This is a genomic window from Pseudomonas sp. AC112 (genome assembly GCF_979253545.1).
In genome coordinates, this window is the sequence record NZ_CEEDCM010000001.1 from 2,269,511 (window position 1) to 2,292,043 (window position 22,533).

Below are 22,533 nucleotides of genomic sequence, written 5' to 3' on the forward strand. Positions count from 1 at the left end.
AGATGGCTATGACAGTCCATTGCGATATCGTCAGCGCGGAAGGGGAAATCTTCTCCGGTCTGGTAGAAATGGTGATTGCACACGGCGACCTGGGTGACCTGGGTATTGCCATGGGCCACGCGCCGTTGATCACCAGCTTGAAGCCAGGTCCTATCACGCTGACCAAGCAAGGCGGGGAAAAAGAGGTGTTTTACATCTCTGGTGGTTTCCTCGAGGTTCAGCCGAACATGGTCAAGGTACTTGCCGACACCGTGCAACGTGCTGGCGACCTGGATGAAGCCTCCGCTCAGGAAGCCGTCAAGGCTGCCGAGAAGGCCCTGAACGAAAAGGGCGCGGACTTCGACTACAGCGCTGCTGCTGTACGTCTGGCCGAGGCTGCAGCTCAGCTGCGCACGCTCCAGCAGATCCGCAAGAAGTAAGCGGCCATGCCGTCATGCTTCGTGCGCGATTGATTAAAAAGGGTAGCCTCGGCTACCCTTTTTCTTTTTTTGCAAAACACTTCTCAGGTCTGAAGCCGGACCGCCCAGGATTGGTAGCCATTCATGTCTCTTGAAATCGTCATTCTCGCCGCAGGCCAGGGCACCCGCATGCGTTCGGCCCTGCCCAAGGTGCTGCACCCGGTTGCGGGTAATTCCATGCTGGGTCATGTTATCCACAGCGCCCGACAGCTCGACCCCCAGCGCATTCACGTGGTGATCGGTCACGGTGCCGATGCGGTGCGTGAACGTCTCGCCGCAGACGACTTGAATTTCGTCCTTCAAGACAAGCAACTGGGTACTGGCCACGCGACTGCGCAGGCCGTCCCCTTCATCACGGCCGACACCGTGCTGATCCTGTATGGCGACGTACCGCTGATCGAAGTGGAAACCCTGCAACGCCTGCTCAAGCACGTTGTGCCTGGCCAAATGGGCCTGCTGACCGTTGAGCTGGACGACCCCACCGGCTACGGGCGCATCGTGCGCAATGCCGACGGCAAGGTCGCCGCCATCGTTGAGCACAAGGATGCCAGCGAAGCCCAGCGTGCCATCACTGAAGGCAACACCGGCATTCTTGCAGTGCCCGCCAATAAGCTCGCTGACTGGATGAGCCGTCTGTCCAACAACAACGCCCAGGGCGAGTATTACCTCACCGACGTCATCGAAATGGCCGTGAGTGATGGCCTGCTGGTTGCCACTGAACAACCCCACGACCCGATGGAAGTGCAGGGCGCCAACGACCGCAAGCAGTTGGCCGAACTGGAGCGTCACTATCAATTGCGCGAAGGCCGTCGCCTGATGGCCCAAGGCGTGACCTTGCGTGACCCGGCACGCTTCGATGTGCGCGGTGAAGTGACCGTCGGCCGCGACGTGCTGATCGACATCAACGTGATTCTCGAAGGCCGTGTGGTCATCGAAGACGACGTGGTGATTGGCCCTAACTGCGTAATCAAGGACAGCACCCTGCGCAAGGGCGTGGTAATCAAGGCCAACAGCCATATCGACGGTGCCGTGATGGGTGAGGGCAGTGACGCCGGCCCGTTTGCGCGGTTGCGTCCGGGCAGTGTGCTGGGCGCCAAGGCCCATGTGGGTAACTTCGTTGAATTGAAGAATGCCAAGTTGGATGCCGAAGCTAAAGTTGGCCACTTGACCTACTTGGGTGACGCCACTGTAGGCGCACGAACCAACATCGGCGCCGGCACCATCACGTGTAACTACGATGGCGCCAACAAGCACCAGACCACCATTGGGGCGGACGTGTTTATCGGTTCCAATAACTCCTTGGTCGCCCCGGTCACCCTCGACGATGGCGCCAGCACAGCCGCCGGCTCAACCATCAACCAGGATGTGGATAAGTCTCAACTGGCCGTCGCTCGCGCCCGCCAGCGCAACATCGACGGCTGGAAGCGTCCGGTCAAAATCAAAAAGACCTGACTTATCTACACCCCGAACGACCTGTAGGAGCCGGCTTGCCGGCGATGGCACCCTCACGTTCATCACCTAATGAACTGACGCCCTCGCCGGCAAGCCGGCTCCTACAGGTTTTTTTGCGTCTGTCGCTTGACGATCTTTCGCCAATAGGTTTTGATTGCCTTCGTTATCTTTCGAAACGAAACTTATCATCACCATGTCGAAACGAAATACCCCCCAGCGGCGCCACAACATCCTGACCTTGCTCAACGAACAGGGCGAAGTCAGCGTGGACGAGTTGGCTAAACGTTTCGAAACGTCGGAAGTCACCATCCGCAAGGACCTGGCTGCGCTGGAAAGCAACGGCCTGCTGCTGCGCCGCTACGGTGGCGCAATCACCATGCCCCAGGAATTGGTGGGCGATGCCACTCAGCCGGTGTCGGCCTACAAGCGTGCCATCGCCCGTGCTGCGGTCATGCGCCTGCGCGAACACGCTCGCATCATCATCGACAGTGGTAGCACCACCGCCGCGATGATCCCGGAGCTGGGCCATCAGCCCGGCCTGGTGGTGATGACCAACTCCCTGCACGTGGCCCGCGCCTTGAGTGAACTGGAGCACGAGCCGGTGCTGTTGATGACCGGCGGCACCTGGGACCCGCATTCGGACTCGTTCCAAGGCCAGGTCGCCGAGCAGGTCCTGCGTTCCTACGACTTCGACCAGTTGTTTATTGGCGCCGATGGTATCGACCTGGAACGTGGCACCACCACCTTCAACGAATTGCTGGGCCTGAGCCGCGTCATGGCCGAGGTCGCCCGTGAAGTGGTGGTGATGGTCGAATCCGACAAGATCGGCCGCAAGATTCCCAACCTGGAACTGCCGTGGAGCAGCGTCCATACCCTTATCACCGATGATCGCCTGCCGCTTGAGGCCCGCGACCAGATCCAAGCCCGCGGCATTACGCTGATATGCGCGGCAATCATCTAGGAGAAACACCATGTGTGGCATCGTAGGCGCAGTCGCTGAACGCAACATCACCCCCATCCTGCTCGAAGGCCTCAAGCGCCTGGAATACCGCGGCTATGACAGCGCCGGTGTGGCGGTCTTCACCAACGCCGGCAAGCTGGAGCGCATGCGACGTCCGGGTAAGGTCAGCGAGCTGGAGCAAGCCTTGCTGGGCGAGCCACTCGTAGGCCGCCTGGGCATTGCCCACACCCGCTGGGCCACCCACGGTGCACCGTGCGAACGCAATGCCCACCCGCACTTCTCCGGTGACCTGGCCGTGGTCCACAACGGCATTATCGAAAACCACGAAGTGCTGCGGGAACAGCTCAAGGGCCTGGGTTACGTGTTCACCTCGGACACCGACACCGAAGTTATCGCCCACCTGCTCAACCACAAGCTCAAGGACCTTGGCGATTTGACGGTCGCCCTCAAGGCCACGGTCAAGGAACTGCACGGCGCCTATGGCCTGGCCGTGGTCAGCGCCAGCCAACCCGACCGCGTGGTTGCCGCGCGCAGTGGCAGCCCGCTGGTGATCGGCCTGGGCCTGGGCGAAAACTTCCTCGCCTCCGACCAACTGGCCCTGCGCCAAGTCACCGACCGCTTCATGTACCTGGAAGAAGGCGATATCGCCGACATCCGCCGTGAAAGCGTGCAGATCTGGGACGTTAACGGTCAATCCGTCGAGCGCGAAGCCGTGCAATACCGCGACGGCGCTGAAGCGGCTGACAAGGGCGAGTACCGCCACTTCATGCTCAAGGAAATCCACGAGCAGCCAGCGGTGGTGCAACGCACCCTGGAAGGTCGCCTGAGCCAGAACCAAGTGCTGGTCAACGCCTTCGGCCCACAGGCCGCCGAGCTGTTCGCCAAAGTGCGCAACGTGCAGATCGTGGCCTGCGGCACCAGCTACCACGCCGGCATGGTTGCCCGTTACTGGCTGGAAGAACTGGCCGGTATCCCGTGCCAGGTAGAAGTCGCCAGTGAGTTCCGCTACCGCAAGGTGGTGGTGCAGCCCGACACCCTGTTCGTGACCATCTCCCAGTCCGGCGAAACCGCCGACACCCTGGCCGCCCTGCGCAATGCCAAGGAGCTGGGCTTCCTGGCCAGCCTGGCGATCTGCAACGTCAGCATCAGCTCTCTGGTGCGTGAATCCGACCTGACCCTGCTGACCCAGGCCGGTCGTGAAATCGGCGTGGCGTCCACCAAAGCCTTCACCACCCAGCTGGTTGGCCTGCTGTTGCTGACCCTGTCCCTGGGCCAGGTTCGCGGCACCCTCGCCGAAGGCGTCGAAGCCACGCTGGTTGAAGAACTGCGCCGCTTGCCAGCCCGCCTGGGTGAAGCCCTGGCGATGGACAGCACCGTGGAAAAAGTCGCCGAGCTGTTCGCCGACAAGAACCACACCCTGTTCCTCGGCCGTGGCGCGCAATACCCGGTAGCGATGGAAGGCTCGCTCAAGCTCAAGGAAATCTCGTACATCCACGCCGAAGCCTACCCGGCTGGCGAGCTCAAACACGGCCCATTGGCCCTGGTGGATGACGACATGCCGGTGGTTACCGTGGCGCCGAACAACGAACTGCTGGAGAAGCTCAAGTCCAACCTGCAGGAAGTCCGCGCCCGTGGCGGCCAACTGGTGGTGTTCGCTGATGAAAAAGCCGGCATGACCAACGGTGAAGGCACCCACGTCATCAACATGCCGCACATCAACGACACCCTGTCGCCGATCCTCTACACAATCCCGCTGCAACTGCTGTCGTACTACGTCGCCGTGCTGAAGGGCACTGACGTCGACCAGCCGCGTAACCTGGCGAAATCGGTGACCGTGGAGTAATCCGCCACACCCTGGAGGCCCGCCCGGGCCTCCAGGCTCCCGCGAAAGGACGCGCGCTCGATGCAAACTTCGTCCCAAATTCACCAGCGCTTGAACAACCGTCGCTTCACCGTCGCCAACAACGCCCAGGGGCTTTCCGGCTCGGGCACGGTGTTTCATTACCTTGTCGAGGGTGATGCCATCTCCGGCACTTACCAGGGCGGGCGCATTCGCCTGGGCACGCAAGTGGGACGAGTGACAGGCCCGGACACTATCGAACTGCTTTTTCAGTGCCTGACCTTGGAAGGTGAGCTGCTGTCCGGTTGGTCGCGTGGCACGGTCGGTTTGGATGTTGCCGGGGTTACCACGCTCAGCTTTGTATGGGGTTGGATGTCGGGGGCGACGGGTGGAGGAGAGTCCAGCTATGTGGAGCTGGTTAGATAAGGTAGAAAAATCAGAAAATAAATCGGAAAAATATCACTGAAATAGTTGTATAAAATCGCCTGTTAGTCCCGTTAGTATTGAGTCTCAAGGAAAAATAGATCCGAAAAAAAATCGGAAAAAGGTGAGGAAAATGACGCAGAAGTTCATATCCGGAAACCACTGGTTGGAACCTGTCTGGCCATCTCCTGGTTTCCCTGCGTCGATTTTACGTACCGCAGAGACGCTTTCGTTTCGTGCAGGAAAACTCACGGGTCTACTCCCCCAACGTACTGGTAGGTGACCATGCTGCGCCGGCTTGGGAGTCCGTCACTCCAATGCTCAAACGTCTGCAGCAGGTATACGGGAGACAACCCGACCTGACCTCTCGAGTTCTCAGCGCACTGGCTTACCACCATCGTCTGGCATTTGTTCACCCATTCGAGGATGGCAATGGCCGGGTGGTGCGCATGGTCACGCATTTGCAGTTGATGCGACTTGGACTTGCGTCGCCACTTTGGTCGCTTTCTCGAGGGCTGGCACGAAAACAAGATGAATACTATGGGCGCCTGCGTGCTGCCGATCAGCCTCGTCGAGGCGACCTCGATGGTCGAGGCCAGTTGACCCAAGGCGGGTTGTTCGAGTTTGTAGAATTCATGCTGCAAGTGTGTATCGACCAGATGGATTACGTAGAGCAATCCATGGGGCTTGTCAGCTTGCGCCAGCGACTTGAAAAAGTGATTGGACTCGAGAGTCGCTTCATAGAGTCCGGGGTAAAGCAGGATATGGCCAAGGCTATTCATATCTTGCTGACTCAGGGCGAGGTTTCCCGAGCAGATTTCAAGACCTTCTCTGGGCTTCATGATCGAGTGGCGAGTGATCAGCTTAAAAAATTAATCGATATGGGCGTGGTCGAGGCGCCATCGGCCAAGTCACGTTCTCTCTTTCCTAGGCTTCCCGTGTGGTTTGCGCAGATGATCTTTCCTGATCTTCACCGGCGCTTTTATTAAGGGGTAAAAGTATGCGTGGGCCTTCTGTCCCTTTTGTGGACTAATTCCGCATTGGTCGCCACGCTTTACCCCTAGAATGCGACCCTGTGGATAACTCAGCCAGGGAATGCCTTCACCATGAGCATCGAACTCCTTATCGCCGGCGTCGTTGTGTTGATCATTGTCGTGGGCCTGGTGGGCTGGATGGTGGGGGTCTATAACGGCCTGGTGAGGCGGCGTAACGATGTGGACAAAGCCTTTGCCAACATCGACGTGCTGCTCAAGCAGCGGGCCGATCAGATCCCGGACTTGATGCGTGTGGTCCAAACCGCCATGAACCACGAGAACGCGTTGTTCACGCGCCTGAGTGACGCTCGCCAGCAGTACCTCAATGCCAGCAGCCTCAACGATAAGGTCGATGCCTCCAACCAGCTCAACGCGGCGATCAAGTCAGTGATTGCGGTGGCGGAGGGTTATCCCACGTTGATGTCGGGCCCCACTATGGTCGAGTTGCAACAGGCGATCTCGGCGGTGGAGGAGCGCATTGCCGACCGGCGTGAGTTTTTCAATGAGTCGGTCAACCTCTACAACATTGCCATTGCAGTGTTCCCCGACCTGTTCTTTGCGCGGCTGCTCAGTTATCAGCGCATCCCGTTGCTGGCGATCAGCGCCGAAGAAACCCGCTACGAAGGTGTGAAGCTCGAGGTGCCAAGGGCATGAAGACCACCCCGGTAGGCGCCGTGGTGAAAAAGCCGAAGTGGAAAACCGCACTGGCGTTGGTGATTCTTGCGGGCTTTATCGGGCTATTGATCTATGCCCCGATGACGGTTGTCGCGCTGTTCTTCCCGGTGTTCCTATTGATCTGCCTGCTGACCAGCTTTGGCCCAGGCTTCTACAAAACCGAGCAGCGGCTGGCAACGAGCCAGATCCGCTCCCTGGCAATGGGCCTGGTTGAGCTGCGTGGCAAGGTGATTGTGGATACGCCATTGCTGTCGCCGGTGCATGGCAAACAGTGCGCAGGTTATGTGTGGATCATTGAAGACGGTAAGAAGGATGACGACGGGCGCTGGAGTTGGAGCCGGTCCAAGAGCGAGGCGTGTTGCAATGACTTTCGCGTGCAGGACCCCAGCGGTGAAGTCTGTGTGATAGCCGAGGGTATCGACCTGTTCGGCAACAAGTCGCCCGACGATTACGAATTGATCGGCAGCTCTCGCCGCCAAGGTGAAATCCTGCTCGGCGAAGGTCTGGATGTGATGCTGATCGGCGATGCCTGCGAATGGGACGGCCAGACCGTGATTGCCCAGGGCAAATACCCCAAGGCCGTGTTCGGCGTGGCGCTGACCGAGGATGTGGAAAACCGCCGAGTGCTGGCGCCGCTGTGGCGTGTGGGTGGGTTCTATGCCGTCTTCGCGGGGATAATCGGCGTGGGGATTATGGCGCTCACCCCCGAGCAGATTGCCCAGTTGCATTTGCCGGGTCCGGACACTTATCAACAGATGGTAGAACTCGGCCCGCTGTATCGTTTGCTGGCCTGGTTGTACCGCGAAGGCGGTTTCCAGATTCCGTTCATGGCCGCGTTTGGCTTCTTCCTGGCGATCATCATGGTGATGATGGCCACCCGACTGGTCCTGCCCAAAGGCATACGCATGGCCGTGGGTCGTGTGTTGGGGGCGTGGATGGGGCTGGGCATGGTGATTGGCGGCGTGGTGACCCTGCTGCTGTTCGTGGCCCACGTGGATACGCTGAAGCTGTTTCTGGTGTGGATGCTGATTCTGCTGGGCACCCTGGTGTTTTCTATTTTTGAACAACGAAAACTGGGGGCGGCGTACAACCATTTTGCCAAGCGTGTCGGCAAGGCGAGCTTCGGCGACGAAGACGCCTGATCACGGCACAAACTCCACCTTCAACCCCCGACTTGCGCTGCGCCCCTGATCATCACTCACGCGCAACCGATACTCCCCCGACTTGCCCGGCCGCCAATTCAACGTGGTTTGCGGTGGCCCTTGGCCGATCAAGGTTTGATCGGCAAACCAGTACAACGTCGCCGCATCGCTGGCGGCGTTGGCATTCAGCGGGATGCTTTCCTGGGGCTGGGACAGGCGCAGTTGATAGCTCACCTGGGTCAGCGGCGAGCGGATCTGCGGGGCTTCGCTCTGGTCGCTGAGGCGGTTGGGCTGGCAGTTTTTCATCACGTTTGGCGGGGTGCGTCGCGGCAGGCCGGCGGCGCGGTACAGGCGTTGCACGTCGCTCGGCCAGAATTCGAAGACTTCTTCGCGGGTGTATTGCGCGTCAAACGGCGGGCAGGCGGCCTTGCCGGTGCGGGTGTCGATCAGCACCGGCCGGTGCAGGTTCGACACGCGAATCGGCGATACACCGGGGATGTACCAGGTCTTGCGGGTTTGCGGGCACCAGCGGTTGGGCAACTCGCCGGACGCGGCGCAGACATCAATGCGCACTAATCCGGCGGGCGGTTTGTCGGCTTTGATCACCACGTTGGGCAAGGCCAAAGGCAGGGCGTCGGCGATGCGGAAGAACAACGGCGCGGCGGTCTTGGCCCCGATGAAGGCTGGGTTTGGACGACCATCGAAGTTGCCCACCCACACCACCAGCACGTAGGGGCCGACCAGTCCTGCACTCCACGCATCGTGAAAACCCCAGGAGGTGCCGGTTTTCCAGGCAGTGCGCCAGTGACGTCCAGGCAGGCCATCCGGGCGTGGGTTACGACGCAGCATGTCGCGCACCATGAACGCTGCCTGGGGCGTCAGCAGTTGGGCGCCGGTGGTCTGGGGCTGTTCCTGCAAATAGCGCAACGGGCGCAGATGCCCATCACCGGCCAGCATCACATACAGGCGCGCCAGCTCTTCCGGGGTCATTTCACCACCACCGAGGGCCAGGGCCAGGCCGTAATGGCTTTCGTCTCGCAGGCCTTTGATCCCGGCGCGTTGCAACAGTCCATACAAGGAGGGTGACTTGACCTGGCTGGCCAGCCACACTGCCGGGATGTTGCGACTACGGATCAGGGCGTCCCGCGCGGTCAGCGGGCCGACAAAACTGCCGTCGAAATTTTCCGGCTGGAAGTAGCCGAAGTTACTCGGTAAGTCCTTGAGGATGCTCATGGGGTGGATCACCCCTTGGTCCAGCGCCAGCCCATACAAGAAGGGCTTGAGCGTCGACCCCGGCGAGCGTCGCGACAGCACGCCATTGACCTGGCCGTGCAGGCTTGTGGATAAGTAATCCGCAGACCCGACCAATGCCTTGACGCTCTGGTCGCGGCTGTCGATCAGGATCGCCGTGGCGTTTTCCACACCTGTACTGCGTCGTTCGGCGATAAAGCCGGTGATCAGGCGTTCGAGCAATTGTTGCAACGGCAGGTTGAGGGTGCTGTTCAGCTCAGTGCCGGGCTGGGATGCCAGCAGTTGTTCACTCAAATGCGGCGCAAGGAACGGAATGTGCTGGCGGTCGCGTGCTTCGAGGGGCAACTCCAGCAAACTGTCGTTACGTGGGTCCTGTGGATAAGTCTCGCGCCAGTCGTTCATCAAGCGCAGCCGGGCGTTTTGCAGCGACGGCCCAAAGCGCGCCCGCCGCCCTGGCTGTTGTGGAATCACCGCCAGCGCCAGTGCTTCGGACAATGACAGCTGCGCAGCCGACTTGCCGAAGTAGATACGGCTTGCCGCCTCGGCCCCTTCGATATTGCCACCCATGGGCGCCAGGTTCAGATAGGCCTCAAGGATGTCGTGCTTGCTGTAGCGCGCCTCCAGCCACAGGGCCAACGCCATCTGCTGCAACTTGCCCGGCACCTGGCGAGTGTTCAGGTCCCACAGGCGCCGCGCCAGTTGCATGCTCAAGGTCGAGCCGCCCTGGCGCTGGCCACCGCTGTAGGTGGCCATGGCTGCGCGCAGCAATGCCGGGGGATTGATCCCCGGGTGCCAATAGAAATTGCGGTCTTCCTTGAGCAGTAAGGCTTCGACCAATGAAGGAGAAATCCGCTCCAACGGTAGCCAAAGACGGTATTGCCCGTCATCCGCCAAGGTCATGCGCAGCAGCGCGCCGTCATCGGCCAACACCACCCGCGATGAGGTCACGGCCTTTTCCAGCGGAGCATGGGGCCACACCCGCAGCCCCACCAGGACCACCGCCGTTGCGAACAGCGGCAGTGTCAGGCGCTTAAGGCTTGGTAATTTCAAGCTGGCCTACTTTGCCGCGCCCTTGCAGGGTGGTTTCGTACATGCCCTCGGCGTAGGCCGGTGGCGTATTGAAGGTGCCCGCGTTGGTAGCGCGCACGCGGTATACGAAAGTGCCTACATCGCGCAGCGCGGTACCGTACAGCACCACGCGATCATCGCGCACATCGACGTACTCCGGCTGCCAGTTGCTCAGCTCGGTTTCGCCGATGGGGGCTTGCCAGCTTTCTTCTTCCTGGCTGCCCTCTTCCACGTACTCGGACTCTTCGCCTTCCTCGCTGCTCGCGGCTTCTGGCTCCGGCGGCAAGTTATACACAGGCTCGACGCCACCCGGCAGCAGGTCGACCACGGCCACTTGCTGCACCTGGTCACGGTCGGTCGCGCGCAGACGTAGGCGCACCAGGAACTCATCGCCTACCGCGACCTTGCTCACCGGCTCGCCCTTGAGGTCGAGGTATTCGTGGATGATTTCAAGGCCATTGGTGATCGGCTTGAGCTTGGCGCCCTTGTCGAAACCGGCTTCGCTGAGCATGTAGAACGCGGCCGGGCCGTCGGATTTTTCCATCACCAGCTTCTGCGTAGCGCCCGGCACGGCGGCGCGGGGTGGCTGGCCGGCCATCTCCAGCAATTGCTGCTGCTTGTCGCCCAGCCAGGCGGTGGCCTTAAGGGTCATGTCGCTTTGCGCACGCTGGCCATAGTTGTCCAGGGCGCGCAGCAACAGGGCCGCCGACAGCGAGTTGTAGCGCTGCTCGTTGAGGCGCTTGCCGAGTTTGTCCAGCAGCGCCGTGGGTACATCGTCCATCAGCTCGGGGAAGTGGCGCGCCAACAGGTGCAGGTGTTCGGCGTCATGCACCAGCGGGTCGTAATACAGGCCGTCGCTGTCCCACTTATCCACAAGCGAACGCCAGGGGATTTTGCGGAACAGTGTGTCAGCCTGGCGATCCTGCTTGAGCAGCTTGTAGCTGGCCGCCAGGTAAGCGGCGCCCAAGTCGTTCTGCCAGCTATCCTTGAAGTAGCCCTCGTAGCGCTCGCGGATATCGCTCAACGCACCGCTCACCAGAATCCCCTGACGGCTCAGCAGGTAACTGGCGTAGGCCCGGTTGCGCAATTCCGATAGCCCCTCGCTAGGACCATTGGCCAGGTCCGTCAGGTACGCATTCGAGCGCACCAGCAGGTCATCCGGCACCGGCAGCCCGCGCTCCTTGGCTTCGATCAGGAAGTCAGTGGCGTAGAGGCTGGCGTACGGCGCCACGTCCGGGTTGGCTGCCCACAAACCAAAGCCGCCGGCCTGGTTCTGGCGCTGGCGCAGCATGCGCACCGCACTGTTGAAGGCTTGCTCGGCTTCAGGCTGTGTGCCGCCCCAGATCAACGCCGGCATGGCCTTGGACACCAGTTGCTCGGTGCAGGCGTAGCCGTAGTCATCCAGGTAATGCTTGAGGCCGTTGGCCCACACCAGCGGCGACGCGGCCACGCCCAGCTGCACGTCGCGCAGTTGGCTGAACAGCTCGCGGGTGGGTTTGAGCTCCTTGCTGGCGCTGTCGAAGCGGCCCAGGCTCAGGGCTACGCGATGTTCGCTCAGTGGGCGGATCGAGGTGGTTTCTGCCACCTGGATGCGTTTGCCGTCCGGCAGCACTGCGACAAAACGCAGGTCCGCCGAGCCGAGGGTGTCGCCGACCTTGATCTTGAACTCGGCCGTGCCTTCCTTGCGCGGCTGCAGGGACAAGGTGCTGCCCTTGTCGCCCTGCACAATCAGGCCTGCGCTGGTCTGCACTTCAAACTTCACATCCGCCGCCGCGTCGAGATTGCTGAATACCCCGGCGCTGACGTTGAACACATCTCCTGGCGCGACAAAGGCCGGCACGTTTGGCGTGATCACGATCGGCCCGCGCACGTCGGTCGTGGCTTCGCTGACGCCGACACTGTCGCTGTCTACCGCCACCGCGAACAGGTGCAGCTTGCCGTTGAAGCTGTCCGGCACTTGGTAATGCAGCACGGTTTCGCCGGCCGGCAAGTCCACCAGCCCGGACCACCAGGCCACCGGCGGCTGGTGTTTACGCTTGAACGGGTTGAGGTGATTGGCCAGGGCGCCTTCCGTATCGCCACCGGGCGCCGCCCCACTGAGCAGGCGGCTGAATTCCGGCAGGATCAGGTCAAGGATCTGACTGGTGCCAACCTCCAGCGCACGCTTCTGGAAGAAGAAACCCAGCGGGTCCGGCGTCTGGTAGCGCGCCACTTGCAGGATGCCTTCGTCGACCGCGTAGACCACCGCGCGGCCCGGGCGATCAGCGTTGACCTTGATATCCAGCATCTGCCCCGGCTCGATCTTCGCCGGGCCTTCAACCTTCAAGGCCATGCGCCGCGCATCCAGGTTGATGCTGAACGGCACTACGCCGTAGGACAGCGGGCTCATGTACACCTCGGCCGAGCCCATGTCGCGCACAAACTGCACGTTCACGTAGGCATTGCCCTCAAGCCCTGCCGGCACGCGGATGTGCTGCACGCTGTTGGTGCTGTCGGCCTTGAACCACTGCTGGGTGTAGACCTTGTCGCGTTCGATGGTGATCAAGCCGGCACCGGTATACGGCGCACGAATGCTGATGGCGATTTCGTCACCGGTGGCGTAGCTGCGTTTATCCAGGCGCAGTTGCAACTCGGCATTGCGTTCCAGGGAGCGCGATGTGTTGCCACGCCCGGCCACGCTGTAGTCGATCTGGTTGAGCAGGTTGCCGTTGGCGTCCTTGAGTTGCAGGGTGAAGTCGCCCGGCGTGCCGGTGTTCAAGGTCTGCTTGGCGCCTTCCTTGGTCATCACCAGCGGTGAGGCCGGTTGGCTGATGTTCTTGATGCGCGACTCGTACTTGTAGGTGCCGTTGGACTGTTTCACCAGTACCGACACATAGCGGTGCTCGACCACTTCGCTGGTCAGGCCATCCACCGCCATCGGCGTAAGGTCCGGCGCGACGGCCAGCCATTGCACCTGGCGCGGGGCATCCTTGGCGACGTACGACAGCGAATCCTGACTTTTCACACCGACCAGATAAGGCGCGGACGACACCAGCAAGGCACTTTGCGCCGCCACATTGCGGCCGCCTTTGGCTTCGAACACCTGGGTCATCACCTGCAGGCGATAGGTGCTGCTGGCGAAGCGTTGCAGGTTGAGGTCGAGCACGGCCTGGCCGTTGTCGTCGACGGTGGTTTCGGCCAGGTCTTCAGTGGTGGCGTCTTCCAGGGAGTCGTTGAGGCGGAAACGGTAATCCGGGTAGCGGTCAAACGCCGCGAGTGTCGGGCTCAGGGACATCTTCGCGGTGACCCGACGGCCGGCTGCCGGAGCGCCGAACAGGTGCATGGCGGTGACCTTGGCCACCACTTGGTCCGGTGGAATCCAGCCCTGCACAGGGGTGTCATGCAGGCTCAGGCTGACCTTCATGCGGTCCGGCTCGAAGTCGCGGACCTTGAAGTTCACGCTGCCCAGGTCGGTGCGGGTCTGTTTCTCGCCGATCAACTGCAAGGTGGCGGTGTACTCACCGGCGGGGGCGACTTCGCTGCTGGGGAAATCAAAGGTTTCAAAGCCGCTGGCGGACAGCTTCAACGGCTGGCGAATCACTTCCAGGCCACGCGGGTCGGTGATCTGCAGCTCAACCGGCAGGCCTTGCAATGCGCCTTTCCAGTTACCGCTGCGCACAATCATGCCCAGGTGCGCGGTTTCGCCCGGCCGGTACAGGCCACGGTCGGTAAACAGGTAGGCGCTGAGGCGATCAATCGCACCGTCTTCTTCCAAACCGCCTACGTCGAAACGCGACAGATCCAACTGCTGGGACTGGCGGGCGATCGGCAGGAACGACTGGTCATTGCCGCGAGTAACCACATACATCAGCGGCGTTTTCTCACGGCGCAACTCATCCAGCTTGGCGAAGTGCGCGTGGCCTTCGGCATCGGTGCGGCCACTGCTCACCGGCAGACCGTTACGCCCAATGATGTCGACTTGTGCATCGGACACCGGCGAACCATTGCCGATGGACTGCACATACACGTCATGGCTGCCATCGCTGGAGCGCTTGGCAATGATGCCCAGGTCCGTCACCACGATGAAGCGCAGGTCGCTGGTGCTGCTACGGTCGTACTCGAACGTTCGCGGGGCCGGGTCATCCTGCGGGCTGAGCTTGAGCACGAAAATGCCGCGCCGGCCGCCATTGGCGGTGAGGTAGTGGCTCAGGTCGACATTGTCATAGACGGTTTTTGCCGGGTCATTGGATGACAGCGGGATATCCAACGCCTGACGCTCGACCATGCGATCGAAATACTCATTGCCGAAATTCGGCCGGGCAAAGCTGCCGCTGCTCTGGTCCACCAAGTGTTGCAACTGGTTGGGCAGTAAACGCGCGATTTCCACATGGGCGCCAGGCACACCACGGGCCATGAAGCCCAGGCGTTTTTCGCCGTTGAGGCTGAGCAAGGCGCCGTCGGACAGAAACTGCAAAGTGCGCGGGTACGCCGGCATGCTGATCAGCGACGCTGTAGGATTCTTCGCCAGATAGCCGCCGATGGCTTCCAGGTTGGCGGGCACGCGTACATACACCGCGCGACCGGCAGGGGCCTTGAATTTGAAGGCGTGCAGGGTATTCAGCGGTTCGACGCTGGGCACGTGGGTCAGGTTGACCTTGGTGCTGCGGGCGAGCAGGGCGTCATCGATGTCGTTGCTGCTATAGGGGCGCGTGTCGTCCTGGGCTTTTTCCGGCAACAGCCAGGCCTGGACCTTGCCGGCGATGGTTTCGTCGGCCACGGCGCTGGAGCTGCTGAACATCAGCACGGGCTCCGGCTCGCCGCGTTCGTTGTCGACAAAGCTCACTTCGGCCCCGGTGAAGGTCAGGCGATAGCGACCGGGCACGGTGACTTCCGCCACCAGCGGCGCGGTGCTGGCGTTGCCGCCGTCGCGGGCCTTGATGCCTTCGTCGAGCTTGGCGCTGACCGGCGTGCTTTCCAACGGGGTCGCCAGGGCGGCGGAGCGTACGTAGGCGTTGAGTTTCTTCTCGTCGAAGGTGATTTCCGGGCGGTTGGGCAACTGGGCGTCGCGGTAGGCCAGGCCTTTGCCGAGGGTTACCGTGACGCGCTTGCGCAGGGTGTCTTCATCCACCGGGTGGGAAAAACGGAAGGTTGCCACCAGCTGTTTCAGCGTCGGGTTGGACGGGTCTTGGTACAGCTCGTTTTGTGCCAGGGTGGCGCGGAACGGTTGAGTGGAAAACTGCGTGCTGTATTGGTCCAGCAGCACGCCGTCGGCCAGTAGGTTTTTCTTTGCCAGTTCGACGGTGTAGTGGGCGTCGATGGGCCAGTCTTTTTCCGGTACGAACAACAGGCTGCGGTCATCCGCCCAGCGCCAGGTGCCCGCGACTGCAGGTTTGAGGCTGATGCCCTCGGTAACCGGTTTGCCGATGGCCGCCAGTGGGGCCACAGACTCGCCGAAACGCACCTGCAAGTTATCCACAACCGGCGTTTGCTGGGTGTAGTCGGTGAGGTTCGGCTTGTGCAGCGAATAGCTCGCGGTATGCGGCTTTGGCAGGTTGGAATACCAGTGCCAGCCGTAGAAACCGGCAGCGGCCAACAGGACCAGCCCTAATAAGCCGGCACCGGTTTGACGTGGGTATGCGCGGGCTTTGCCGCCCAGGTTCGCCAGCCCACGGCCGGTGGCGCGCAGCCAGACCGGCGGATGCCATTGGCCAAAGATGGCCCCCACCACAGTCAATATCGCACCGACAATACGGCGGCTGATCGCTTTGAACGAATCGAACATGGTGAGCATCCCTGGCTAAGTGCGGCGTATCTTACACGCGTCTTTGATACAAAAGATGACGCAGATACGCCGCCCCGCTAGGCGTGTTGCACAAAAGTGAGACGCACCGCAAAACCAATCAAAAGACTGCCGAATAACCACTGTTGCAGACGCTGCGCCGAGCGATTGCGTGCCAGCCACTGGCCGATGTGCGCGCCGGCCAGGGCGTAGCAACAGTCGAACGCGAAACCGACGGCCACCAGGATCACGCCCAGCAACGCAAACTGCGCTGCCACCGGGCCGGCCTGGGGGTTGATGAATTGCGGCAGCAGTACCGAGCAGAACAGCAGCGCCTTGGGGTTGAGCAGGTTGGTCAGCAAGCCGCGTTGGAATGCTGCACGCCAGGCATGGGCTGCCAGTGGGGTGTTTGCTGTCTCCAGGGATGGCAGCATAGTCGCGCGCAGGCATTGAATACCCAGCCACAACAGATAGGCCGCGCCACCCAGGCGCACGACATCAAAGGTCCACGGCGCCACCTTGAACAAGGTCGCCAACCCCATGCCCGCCAACGCCACATGGCAGGCGCGAGCTACTCCCAAGCCAATCGCCGTGGTCAGCGCCAACGCCTTGCCCTGGCGCGCTCCGGTCTGCAGCAGCAGGATCATGTCCGGCCCGGGCAACAGATACGCCACCGACAGCGCCACCAGGAATAACCAGAGTTCCGTCATGTCTCACCCCCTTGTGTGTTGGCCAATTCTAGGGCCGAAGGGTGGGGCAGGTGCTTGCGTAGTCAGCCATAAAAGCGTCTATTCTTGGAATTTTCTGCCACTGATTACCTTATCGATTGTTCACTTATGCCAAACCTAAAACTCGATGCGTTTGACCGCAAGATTCTTGAAGCCCTGCAACGCGACGGCCGCCTGAGCAATGTGCAACTGGCTGACGAGATCGGGCTGTCTGCTTCACCCTGCCTGCGGCGCGTGCGTCTGCTGGAAGAAGCCGGTGTGATTCGCGGCTACCAGGCCACGCTGGACCGTGACGAAGTCGGCCTGGGGATGATGGTGTTCGTGGGCGTGAAGGTGGAGCGGCATAACGACACCGAGGCCAACGCCTTTCGCGAGGCAGTGATGGCGCTGCCGGAAGTGATCTCGGCGTTCCTGGTGTCAGGGGAGTCGGACTTTCTGTTGCAGGTGGTGGTGCCGGACTTGCGCGGGTACGAACGGTTTGTCACGGGCAGCCTGTTGAAACTGCCGGGGGTGAGGGACATCCGCAGCAACTTCGCGATCCAGACCGTAAAGACCCCAGGCGCATTGCCGCTGGGGCATTTGCCAGGCTAATGACTGTAGGAGCGGCTTGCCGGCGATGAGGCCCGTGAATTTCATGAACGTTCCGGGTCGCCATCGCCGGCAAGCCGGCTCCTACAGGGGCTTGTTCAGGTCCACCAGTAGCGCACGAGGTGGAAGAAGATGGGCGCGGCGAAGCACACTGAATCCAACCGATCCAGCATCCCACCGTGCCCTTCGATCATATGGCCCCAGTCCTTCACCCCCCGGTCGCGCTTGATCGCAGACATCACGATGCCGCCGGCAAACCCCAGCAGGTTGATCAGCAGCGCAATCAAGAACGACTGCCACGGGTTGAACGGCGTGGTCCACCACAATGCCGCGCCGATCAGCGACGAGAGCAGAATCCCGCCGATAAACCCTTCCACTGTCTTTGAAGGGGACAGGTTGGGCGCGATCTTGTGTTTGCCGAACAGCTTGCCGCACACGTACTGCAGCACGTCGGACAACTGCACCACGATCACCAGGTAGGCGATCAGCAGCAGGTTGCGGCCTTCGTAGCCGGGGATGTCGAGGGTCAGCAGGGCGGGCACGAACGACACGCAGAACACCGCGATCATCAAGCCCCACTGCACCTTCGAGGCACGCTCCAGGAAGTGCGTGCTGTCGCCGCCGAGTGAGGCGAGGATCGGCAGCAGCAGGAACACGTACACCGGGATGAAGATCGAGAACAGGCCGTACCAGTCTGAATAGATCAGCAAGTATTGCAGCGGCAGCGCCAGGTAGAACGCGGCCACCAGCGCTGGGTAGTCGCTGCGGCGGGTGGGGGTGAGGGTGAGGAATTCGCGCAGGGCGTAGAACGACACCGCGTAGAACAGCAGGATCACCGCGCCGGTGCCGAGCCAGAAGGCGATGCCGATGACCACCACCATCACCCACCAGGCGTTGATGCGCGCGTTGAGGTTGTCGATGACGGCGTTTGGGCTGCCACGGGTGCGAAGCTTGAGGATCAGGCCGATCAGCGAGGCGAGCACCAGGATCGCGCCGATGCCGCCGAACAACATCAGGGTTTGGCTATCCATGTCAGACGTGCTCCGGGGCAAGGGCGAGCAGGGCATCGCGGGTGCGGGCGAGGAAGGCGGTTTTGTCTTCGCCTTCCTCCAATTGCAGCGGCGCGCCGAAGCTGGTGGTGCACAGCAGGGGCAGCGGCAGTACGCGGCCCTTGGGCATGACCCGGTTGAGGTTGGCGATCCACACTGGGATCAGTTCGGCCTGTGGGTAACTTTTGGCCAGGTGATACAGGCCGCTTTTGAACGGCAGCAGGCCGTCGTCGAGATTGCGCGTGCCTTCGGGGAAGATGATCAGTGAGTCGCCGCCTTCCAGGGCGTTGAGCATGGGCTGCAACGGGTTATCCACAGGCTCTTTGCGTTCGCGATCGATCAATACGCCGTTGAATACGCGGTTGATGATGTAGCGGCGCAGAGCGCTTTTATTCCAGTAATCACTGCCGGCCACTGGGCGCGTGAATTTACGCAGGTTCTGCGGCAGCGAGGCCCACAGCAACACAAAGTCGCCGTGGCTACTGTGGTTGGCGAAGTAAATGCGTTGCACCGGCACCGGCGCGCAACCCAGCCACAGGCTGCGCGCTCCGGTGACGGTGCGTGCCATGGAAGTAATCAGCGTGGCGACCACGGGTTCGAACATGGGTATTCCTTATCCGGCGAAAGGCAGCCAAGGGCTGGCGAGGATCACGCCCAGGGTCAGCAGCGCTTGTGCGCCGAGCAGCCAGGCTTGTTTGCGCAACAGTTTGAGCGCGCCGCGACGGCGTTCGGGCCAAGGCCGGCCAACGCGCTTGGGCGATTGCAGGCCGAGGGTTTGCAGGGCCTGGTCAAGGTCCGGGGTGCGCTCGATATCACGCGCCAGCAGAGCAAACAGGTCGGCGTCGAAGGCCACCCGCAGCGCCCAGTACTTTTGCAGCAAGCCGAGGATAATCATCCACAGGCTGAGCAACAGGCAGATCGTCGAGATGCTCGCCATCAACAACTGGGCCAGGCCGAACAACACACCGGCCACGGTCAGGCCTGTGGATAATTGATCGAGCGAGCGGCCACGGCGTAACAGGCTGGCGACCACTTGGAGTTCCATATCAGCTGGCATGGGGCAAACCCTCCAACGCTTCACGGTGTGCGGGGTGCAGGACCACATCGGCCCGCGCTGTACGAATGATAGTCAGCGCCTGCTCCACCGTCGCGGCGCGCCCGGAGTGCAATAACCAGGCGGCAACGGCGGTAGCACTGCGTGAATAGCCGAGGGCGCAACACACCAGCAAGGGGCCGCTGGCGCGCAGGCGCTCGATGGCGTGGGCGGCCTGCAGGCATTCGTCGGGCGTTGGGGCGATCAGGTCCAGCACGGGGATGCATTGGTAAGCGCGGCCCTGTGGATTAATCGGCAATTCTGCACAGAGATCTACGATGGCCTTGAAGGGCGCCTGCTCGCTTCTCGTAGGAATTCGACCAAGCCAGACGTTATCCACAACCCGGTCGGGTTGGGGATGCTTGCGTGTCCACAGGCGCGAATTTATCCACGCGGCGGCCAGGTACGGCGCATACAGCCACCGTGCGGCGGGCGTCAGTTGGCCATCGGCGCGTTTCTGGAAACCAGAAGCGCCCAGTACGAAGTAATTGGCCTTGATCAAGGCGAGAGACACCGCCGGCCAAAGTATCCACAGCCAGCCGCCGCCCAGTACCCAGGCGAGAACCCCGAGGAACAAGGCACCGAGCCCATAGCGCACGCCCAACCGCCAGCGCTTGGGGTCTCGTGTGAGCCGCGCATTCAACAGCGGGCTCGGATGCGCCACCGGCCACAGCCAAACGCATATCCACCCCGCGAGGGCGCCTGTGGGTAAGTCGATAAAGTGATGTTGATAAGTGGTCAGCACCGAAATACCGATCAATGCGAACCAGCCGTGCACCAGCCAACGCCACACGCCTTGGCTATGGCGCTGGTACATGACCCACAGGATCACCAGCAGCGCGATATGCAGCGACGGCGCCTGGTTGAACGGTTTGTCAAAGCCCGCCAGCACGGCAAACAGCCAGCCAAAAACGCCATCCAACGCTGGCCGCTCGAAGGTGAAGCGCAGCGGCCAGAGCAGGAAACAACTGACCGCGATGACCTGGGCCGACAGTAGCCGCAACGCATGCTGTTTCAACTCATGCCGAGTGTTGGGCAGCAACAGGGAAAACCCGTAGAGCAGGTCGATGGACCAGTAGGGCACGATGGTCCATGCCCAAAACGGCATATGGGTTTCCCAGCCGAACACCAGCGTGCCGACGTCGCTGCGTTGGCTGGTCACCCACGTGGCAAAGCCGTAAGTGCTGAAGAACAGCGGCGCTAACAGCAGCAGCCAGAGGACCGCTGGTTTCAACAAGCCGGGTTCGCGCATGTTCAGATCTTCTGTGCCAGGGACACGGTAAAGATGCCCCACTCATCCACACGTTGGGTGATCTTGCGAAAGCCGGCAGCTTCCACCAGTTGATCCATTTCCGCTTGGCTGCGACGACGCATTACCCAGGCTTGGCCCTGGCGATGGCTGGTCAGCGCCCGGGCGATCAGTTCCAGTTGCGGGTGCCACGGTTGGCCCGTGTAGACCAGGTAGCCACCGGGCTCCACGGCCTCGGCCAGTCCGGCCAATGAGCCGCCAACCATGCTGTTGTCGGCAAACAGTTCGTACAACCCGGACACCACCGCCAGCGTAGGTTTCGGGTCCAGCGCCGCCAGATCCAGGCGGTCGAACGCATCCCCTTTGACGAACTGCGCGATATCCCCGAGGCCCTTCTCGCGGATCAGCGCGCCACCGTCGCGCACGTTGATGTCGCTGTAGTCACGCAGCAGGATCGATTCCGGCAGCGGCGACACGCCCTGCAAGGCTTCAAGAATGTAGCGACCGTGGCCGGCAGCGATGTCGACGATGCGCACTTCACGCTGTTCATCCCGCAACTTGGTCATGGCCAGGCGCAGCAGTTCCTCGACGTTCAGCTTGCGTTGGCGAATGCCGCGCCAGCCAATGGAGTTGAGGTAATTGGTGTCGATCATCCGCCCCAGCCCGCCCTTGCCGGTAGGCGTGTTGCGGTACACATAGTCCAGGGTGCTGCCGGAGTCGAAACCGGTGTCGAAGCCTAGTTTCACGCCATCCGACAGGTTCTTGCCCAGGCCCATGCTGGCGCGGGTCAGGCGCCAGTACAGGTCGCGCAGGGAGTTGCGCGGCAGCGGCGCGGCGAGGGCTTCGGATTCGGCGCAGGTGGTGCCCAGTTTGTCCGCATCCAACAGCGAGGCGCGGTCCAGCGGGTATTCGAAGTTCTGCAGGATAAAGCGCCTGGCGCTGTTCACGGCGGTGGCGCGGTCACGTTCGCCGAGGGTGTCGTGGAAGAACCCGGGAAGGATATGCAGCTCTTTTTTCAGGCTGCCAAGGCGGTCGAAGAATTGCTGCTGGGGTTTGCGATGCACTACAAAGTCGGAGCCGGAGACCAGCAATTGGGTCGGCACCTGGATCGCCTGGGCATCGGCGACTACCCGGTCGGCCGCTTCATACAGGCCGAGCAGCACGTTTACCGAGATTGCCTTGGTGATCAGCGGGTCAGTGTCGTAGGAGGCTACGCGTTCCGGGTCATGGCTGAGGAACTTGGCCTTGACGTAGCTGTTGACGAAAAAGTTGCCGCGAAACTTGCGCATCAGCGCCAGGCCCGGCCGCGCGAACGGCACGTAGAGCTTGACCTTGAAGGCCGGGGAGGCGAGCACCAGGGCGCGGATTTTCGGCGCGTAATCGTGTACCCACGTGGCGGCAATGACCGCACCGACGCTTTGGGCGACGACGGCGAAGTTTTCTTCCTCGATGCCATAGGTGGCACCGATGTGGTTGCAAAAGGTCTGCACATCGCGGGCGCTGGTGGCGAAGCTGGGGCTGTCACCGCGCTCGCCAGGGGACTGGCCGTGACCACGGGCGTCCCAGGCGAAGAAGTCGAACTGCGGCAGGTTCAGCTCATCGACCAGATGGGCGATACGCCCCGAATGCTCATGGCCGCGATGGAACAACACAATCGCTTTGCGCGGCTCGCCGTCTGCCTGGGCGGTGGCTGGCCAGTGCCGGTAGAAAAGCTCGACGCCATCATGGGTGCTGAAGCTGTGCTCTTGCTGTTCGCGCATCGCA

General features: G+C 61.6%; 17 protein-coding genes. 9 read left to right on the top strand and 8 right to left on the bottom strand.

Features of this window, described 5'->3' with window-relative positions:
- The first annotated feature begins 2 nt into the window (after positions 1 to 2).
- The 8 genes from AC0IYN_RS10520 to AC0IYN_RS10555 all read left to right on the top strand — a co-directional run bounded on the left by AC0IYN_RS10520 (position 3) and on the right by AC0IYN_RS10555 (position 7,985).
- The gene (locus tag AC0IYN_RS10520) at positions 3 to 419 is read left to right on the top strand and encodes a F0F1 ATP synthase subunit epsilon (RefSeq protein ID WP_015886644.1); all 417 of its coding nucleotides are present in this window, start codon (positions 3 to 5) and stop codon (positions 417 to 419) included.
- Between the two features lie 123 nt (positions 420 to 542).
- The gene (gene glmU / locus AC0IYN_RS10525) at positions 543 to 1,910 is read left to right on the top strand and encodes a bifunctional UDP-N-acetylglucosamine diphosphorylase/glucosamine-1-phosphate N-acetyltransferase GlmU (RefSeq protein WP_099493279.1); all 1,368 of its coding nucleotides are present in this window, start codon (positions 543 to 545) and stop codon (positions 1,908 to 1,910) included.
- Positions 1,911 to 2,103: 193 nt separating this feature from the next.
- The gene (locus tag AC0IYN_RS10530; protein ID WP_078050831.1) at positions 2,104 to 2,871 is read left to right on the top strand and encodes a DeoR/GlpR family DNA-binding transcription regulator; all 768 of its coding nucleotides are present in this window, start codon (positions 2,104 to 2,106) and stop codon (positions 2,869 to 2,871) included.
- A 10-nt stretch (positions 2,872 to 2,881) separates the two neighbouring features.
- Entirely contained in the window at positions 2,882 to 4,714 is a 1,833-nt protein-coding gene (gene glmS / locus AC0IYN_RS10535) for a glutamine--fructose-6-phosphate transaminase (isomerizing) (protein ID WP_034110478.1), read from the top strand.
- Between the two features lie 60 nt (positions 4,715 to 4,774).
- Complete coding sequence (locus AC0IYN_RS10540; RefSeq protein ID WP_471841347.1) at positions 4,775 to 5,137, top strand: avidin-fold protein; 363 nt, start codon at positions 4,775 to 4,777, stop codon at positions 5,135 to 5,137.
- A gap of 314 nt (positions 5,138 to 5,451) precedes the next feature.
- Positions 5,452 to 6,123 carry a Fic family protein gene (locus AC0IYN_RS10545; RefSeq protein ID WP_471841349.1) on the top strand — a complete coding sequence of 224 codons (672 nt, stop codon included), beginning with the start codon at positions 5,452 to 5,454 and terminating at the stop codon, positions 6,121 to 6,123.
- Between the two features lie 117 nt (positions 6,124 to 6,240).
- Positions 6,241 to 6,822 (top strand): LemA family protein, encoded by a 582-nt coding sequence (locus tag AC0IYN_RS10550; protein WP_471841351.1) that lies wholly within the window; start codon positions 6,241 to 6,243, stop codon positions 6,820 to 6,822.
- On the top strand, positions 6,819 to 7,985 hold the full coding sequence (locus tag AC0IYN_RS10555; RefSeq protein WP_457247638.1) for a hypothetical protein: 1,167 nt from the start codon (positions 6,819 to 6,821) through the stop codon (positions 7,983 to 7,985). Before AC0IYN_RS10550 ends, AC0IYN_RS10555 begins: the two co-directional genes overlap by 4 nt.
- On the opposite strand, the gene pbpC is transcribed toward AC0IYN_RS10555, so the two are convergent.
- From pbpC to AC0IYN_RS10570, 3 genes are all read right to left on the bottom strand, one after another.
- Complete coding sequence (pbpC, locus tag AC0IYN_RS10560) at positions 7,986 to 10,286, bottom strand: penicillin-binding protein 1C (RefSeq protein ID WP_471841352.1); 2,301 nt, start codon at positions 10,284 to 10,286, stop codon at positions 7,986 to 7,988.
- The gene (locus AC0IYN_RS10565; RefSeq protein WP_471841354.1) at positions 10,267 to 16,065 is read right to left on the bottom strand and encodes an MG2 domain-containing protein; all 5,799 of its coding nucleotides are present in this window, start codon (positions 16,063 to 16,065) and stop codon (positions 10,267 to 10,269) included. The genes pbpC and AC0IYN_RS10565 overlap by 20 nt, the downstream gene beginning before the upstream one ends.
- Positions 16,066 to 16,142: 77 nt before the next feature.
- Complete coding sequence (locus AC0IYN_RS10570; RefSeq protein WP_406596209.1) at positions 16,143 to 16,772, bottom strand: LysE family translocator; 630 nt, start codon at positions 16,770 to 16,772, stop codon at positions 16,143 to 16,145.
- Positions 16,773 to 16,898: 126 nt separating this feature from the next.
- On the opposite strand from AC0IYN_RS10570, the gene AC0IYN_RS10575 reads away from it, so the two are divergent.
- Positions 16,899 to 17,381 carry an Lrp/AsnC family transcriptional regulator gene (locus AC0IYN_RS10575; RefSeq protein ID WP_010207672.1) on the top strand — a complete coding sequence of 161 codons (483 nt, stop codon included), beginning with the start codon at positions 16,899 to 16,901 and terminating at the stop codon, positions 17,379 to 17,381.
- Positions 17,382 to 17,476: 95 nt separating this feature from the next.
- Here AC0IYN_RS10575 and AC0IYN_RS10580 read toward each other — a convergent pair whose 3' ends face one another.
- Genes AC0IYN_RS10580 through AC0IYN_RS10600 form a run of 5 tightly spaced genes read right to left on the bottom strand, consistent with a single transcriptional unit; the run spans position 17,477 to position 22,529 of the window.
- The gene (locus AC0IYN_RS10580; RefSeq protein WP_078050827.1) at positions 17,477 to 18,409 is read right to left on the bottom strand and encodes a phosphatidate cytidylyltransferase; all 933 of its coding nucleotides are present in this window, start codon (positions 18,407 to 18,409) and stop codon (positions 17,477 to 17,479) included.
- Position 18,410: 1 nt separating this feature from the next.
- Complete coding sequence (locus AC0IYN_RS10585; RefSeq protein WP_471841357.1) at positions 18,411 to 19,031, bottom strand: lysophospholipid acyltransferase family protein; 621 nt, start codon at positions 19,029 to 19,031, stop codon at positions 18,411 to 18,413.
- Positions 19,032 to 19,040: 9 nt separating this feature from the next.
- Positions 19,041 to 19,484, bottom strand: coding sequence for a hypothetical protein (locus AC0IYN_RS10590; protein ID WP_078050825.1), 444 nt, complete (start codon positions 19,482 to 19,484; stop codon positions 19,041 to 19,043).
- Positions 19,474 to 20,772, bottom strand: a complete 1,299-nt coding sequence (locus AC0IYN_RS10595; RefSeq protein WP_457238645.1) for a phosphatase PAP2/dual specificity phosphatase family protein — start codon at positions 20,770 to 20,772, stop codon at positions 19,474 to 19,476. The genes AC0IYN_RS10590 and AC0IYN_RS10595 overlap by 11 nt, the downstream gene beginning before the upstream one ends.
- Before the next feature lie 2 nt (positions 20,773 to 20,774).
- Complete coding sequence (locus AC0IYN_RS10600; RefSeq protein ID WP_406596211.1) at positions 20,775 to 22,529, bottom strand: bifunctional alpha/beta hydrolase/class I SAM-dependent methyltransferase; 1,755 nt, start codon at positions 22,527 to 22,529, stop codon at positions 20,775 to 20,777.
- Between the last annotated feature and the right edge of the window lie 4 nt (positions 22,530 to 22,533).

Coding starts and splice junctions, on each gene's coding strand:
- AC0IYN_RS10580 (WP_078050827.1), bottom strand. CDS start 18,409: ATGGATAGCCAAACCCTGATGTTGTTCGGCGGCATCGGCGCGATCCTG.
- glmU (WP_099493279.1), top strand. CDS start 543: ATGTCTCTTGAAATCGTCATTCTCGCCGCAGGCCAGGGCACCCGCATG.
- AC0IYN_RS10550 (WP_471841351.1), top strand. CDS start 6,241: ATGAGCATCGAACTCCTTATCGCCGGCGTCGTTGTGTTGATCATTGTC.
- AC0IYN_RS10585 (WP_471841357.1), bottom strand. CDS start 19,031: ATGTTCGAACCCGTGGTCGCCACGCTGATTACTTCCATGGCACGCACC.
- AC0IYN_RS10570 (WP_406596209.1), bottom strand. CDS start 16,772: ATGACGGAACTCTGGTTATTCCTGGTGGCGCTGTCGGTGGCGTATCTG.
- AC0IYN_RS10540 (WP_471841347.1), top strand. CDS start 4,775: ATGCAAACTTCGTCCCAAATTCACCAGCGCTTGAACAACCGTCGCTTC.
- AC0IYN_RS10575 (WP_010207672.1), top strand. CDS start 16,899: ATGCCAAACCTAAAACTCGATGCGTTTGACCGCAAGATTCTTGAAGCC.
- AC0IYN_RS10565 (WP_471841354.1), bottom strand. CDS start 16,065: ATGTTCGATTCGTTCAAAGCGATCAGCCGCCGTATTGTCGGTGCGATA.
- AC0IYN_RS10555 (WP_457247638.1), top strand. CDS start 6,819: ATGAAGACCACCCCGGTAGGCGCCGTGGTGAAAAAGCCGAAGTGGAAA.
- AC0IYN_RS10590 (WP_078050825.1), bottom strand. CDS start 19,484: ATGCCAGCTGATATGGAACTCCAAGTGGTCGCCAGCCTGTTACGCCGT.
- glmS (WP_034110478.1), top strand. CDS start 2,882: ATGTGTGGCATCGTAGGCGCAGTCGCTGAACGCAACATCACCCCCATC.
- AC0IYN_RS10530 (WP_078050831.1), top strand. CDS start 2,104: ATGTCGAAACGAAATACCCCCCAGCGGCGCCACAACATCCTGACCTTG.
- AC0IYN_RS10545 (WP_471841349.1), top strand. CDS start 5,452: ATGCTCAAACGTCTGCAGCAGGTATACGGGAGACAACCCGACCTGACC.
- AC0IYN_RS10600 (WP_406596211.1), bottom strand. CDS start 22,529: ATGCGCGAACAGCAAGAGCACAGCTTCAGCACCCATGATGGCGTCGAG.
- AC0IYN_RS10595 (WP_457238645.1), bottom strand. CDS start 20,772: ATGCGCGAACCCGGCTTGTTGAAACCAGCGGTCCTCTGGCTGCTGCTG.
- AC0IYN_RS10520 (WP_015886644.1), top strand. CDS start 3: ATGGCTATGACAGTCCATTGCGATATCGTCAGCGCGGAAGGGGAAATC.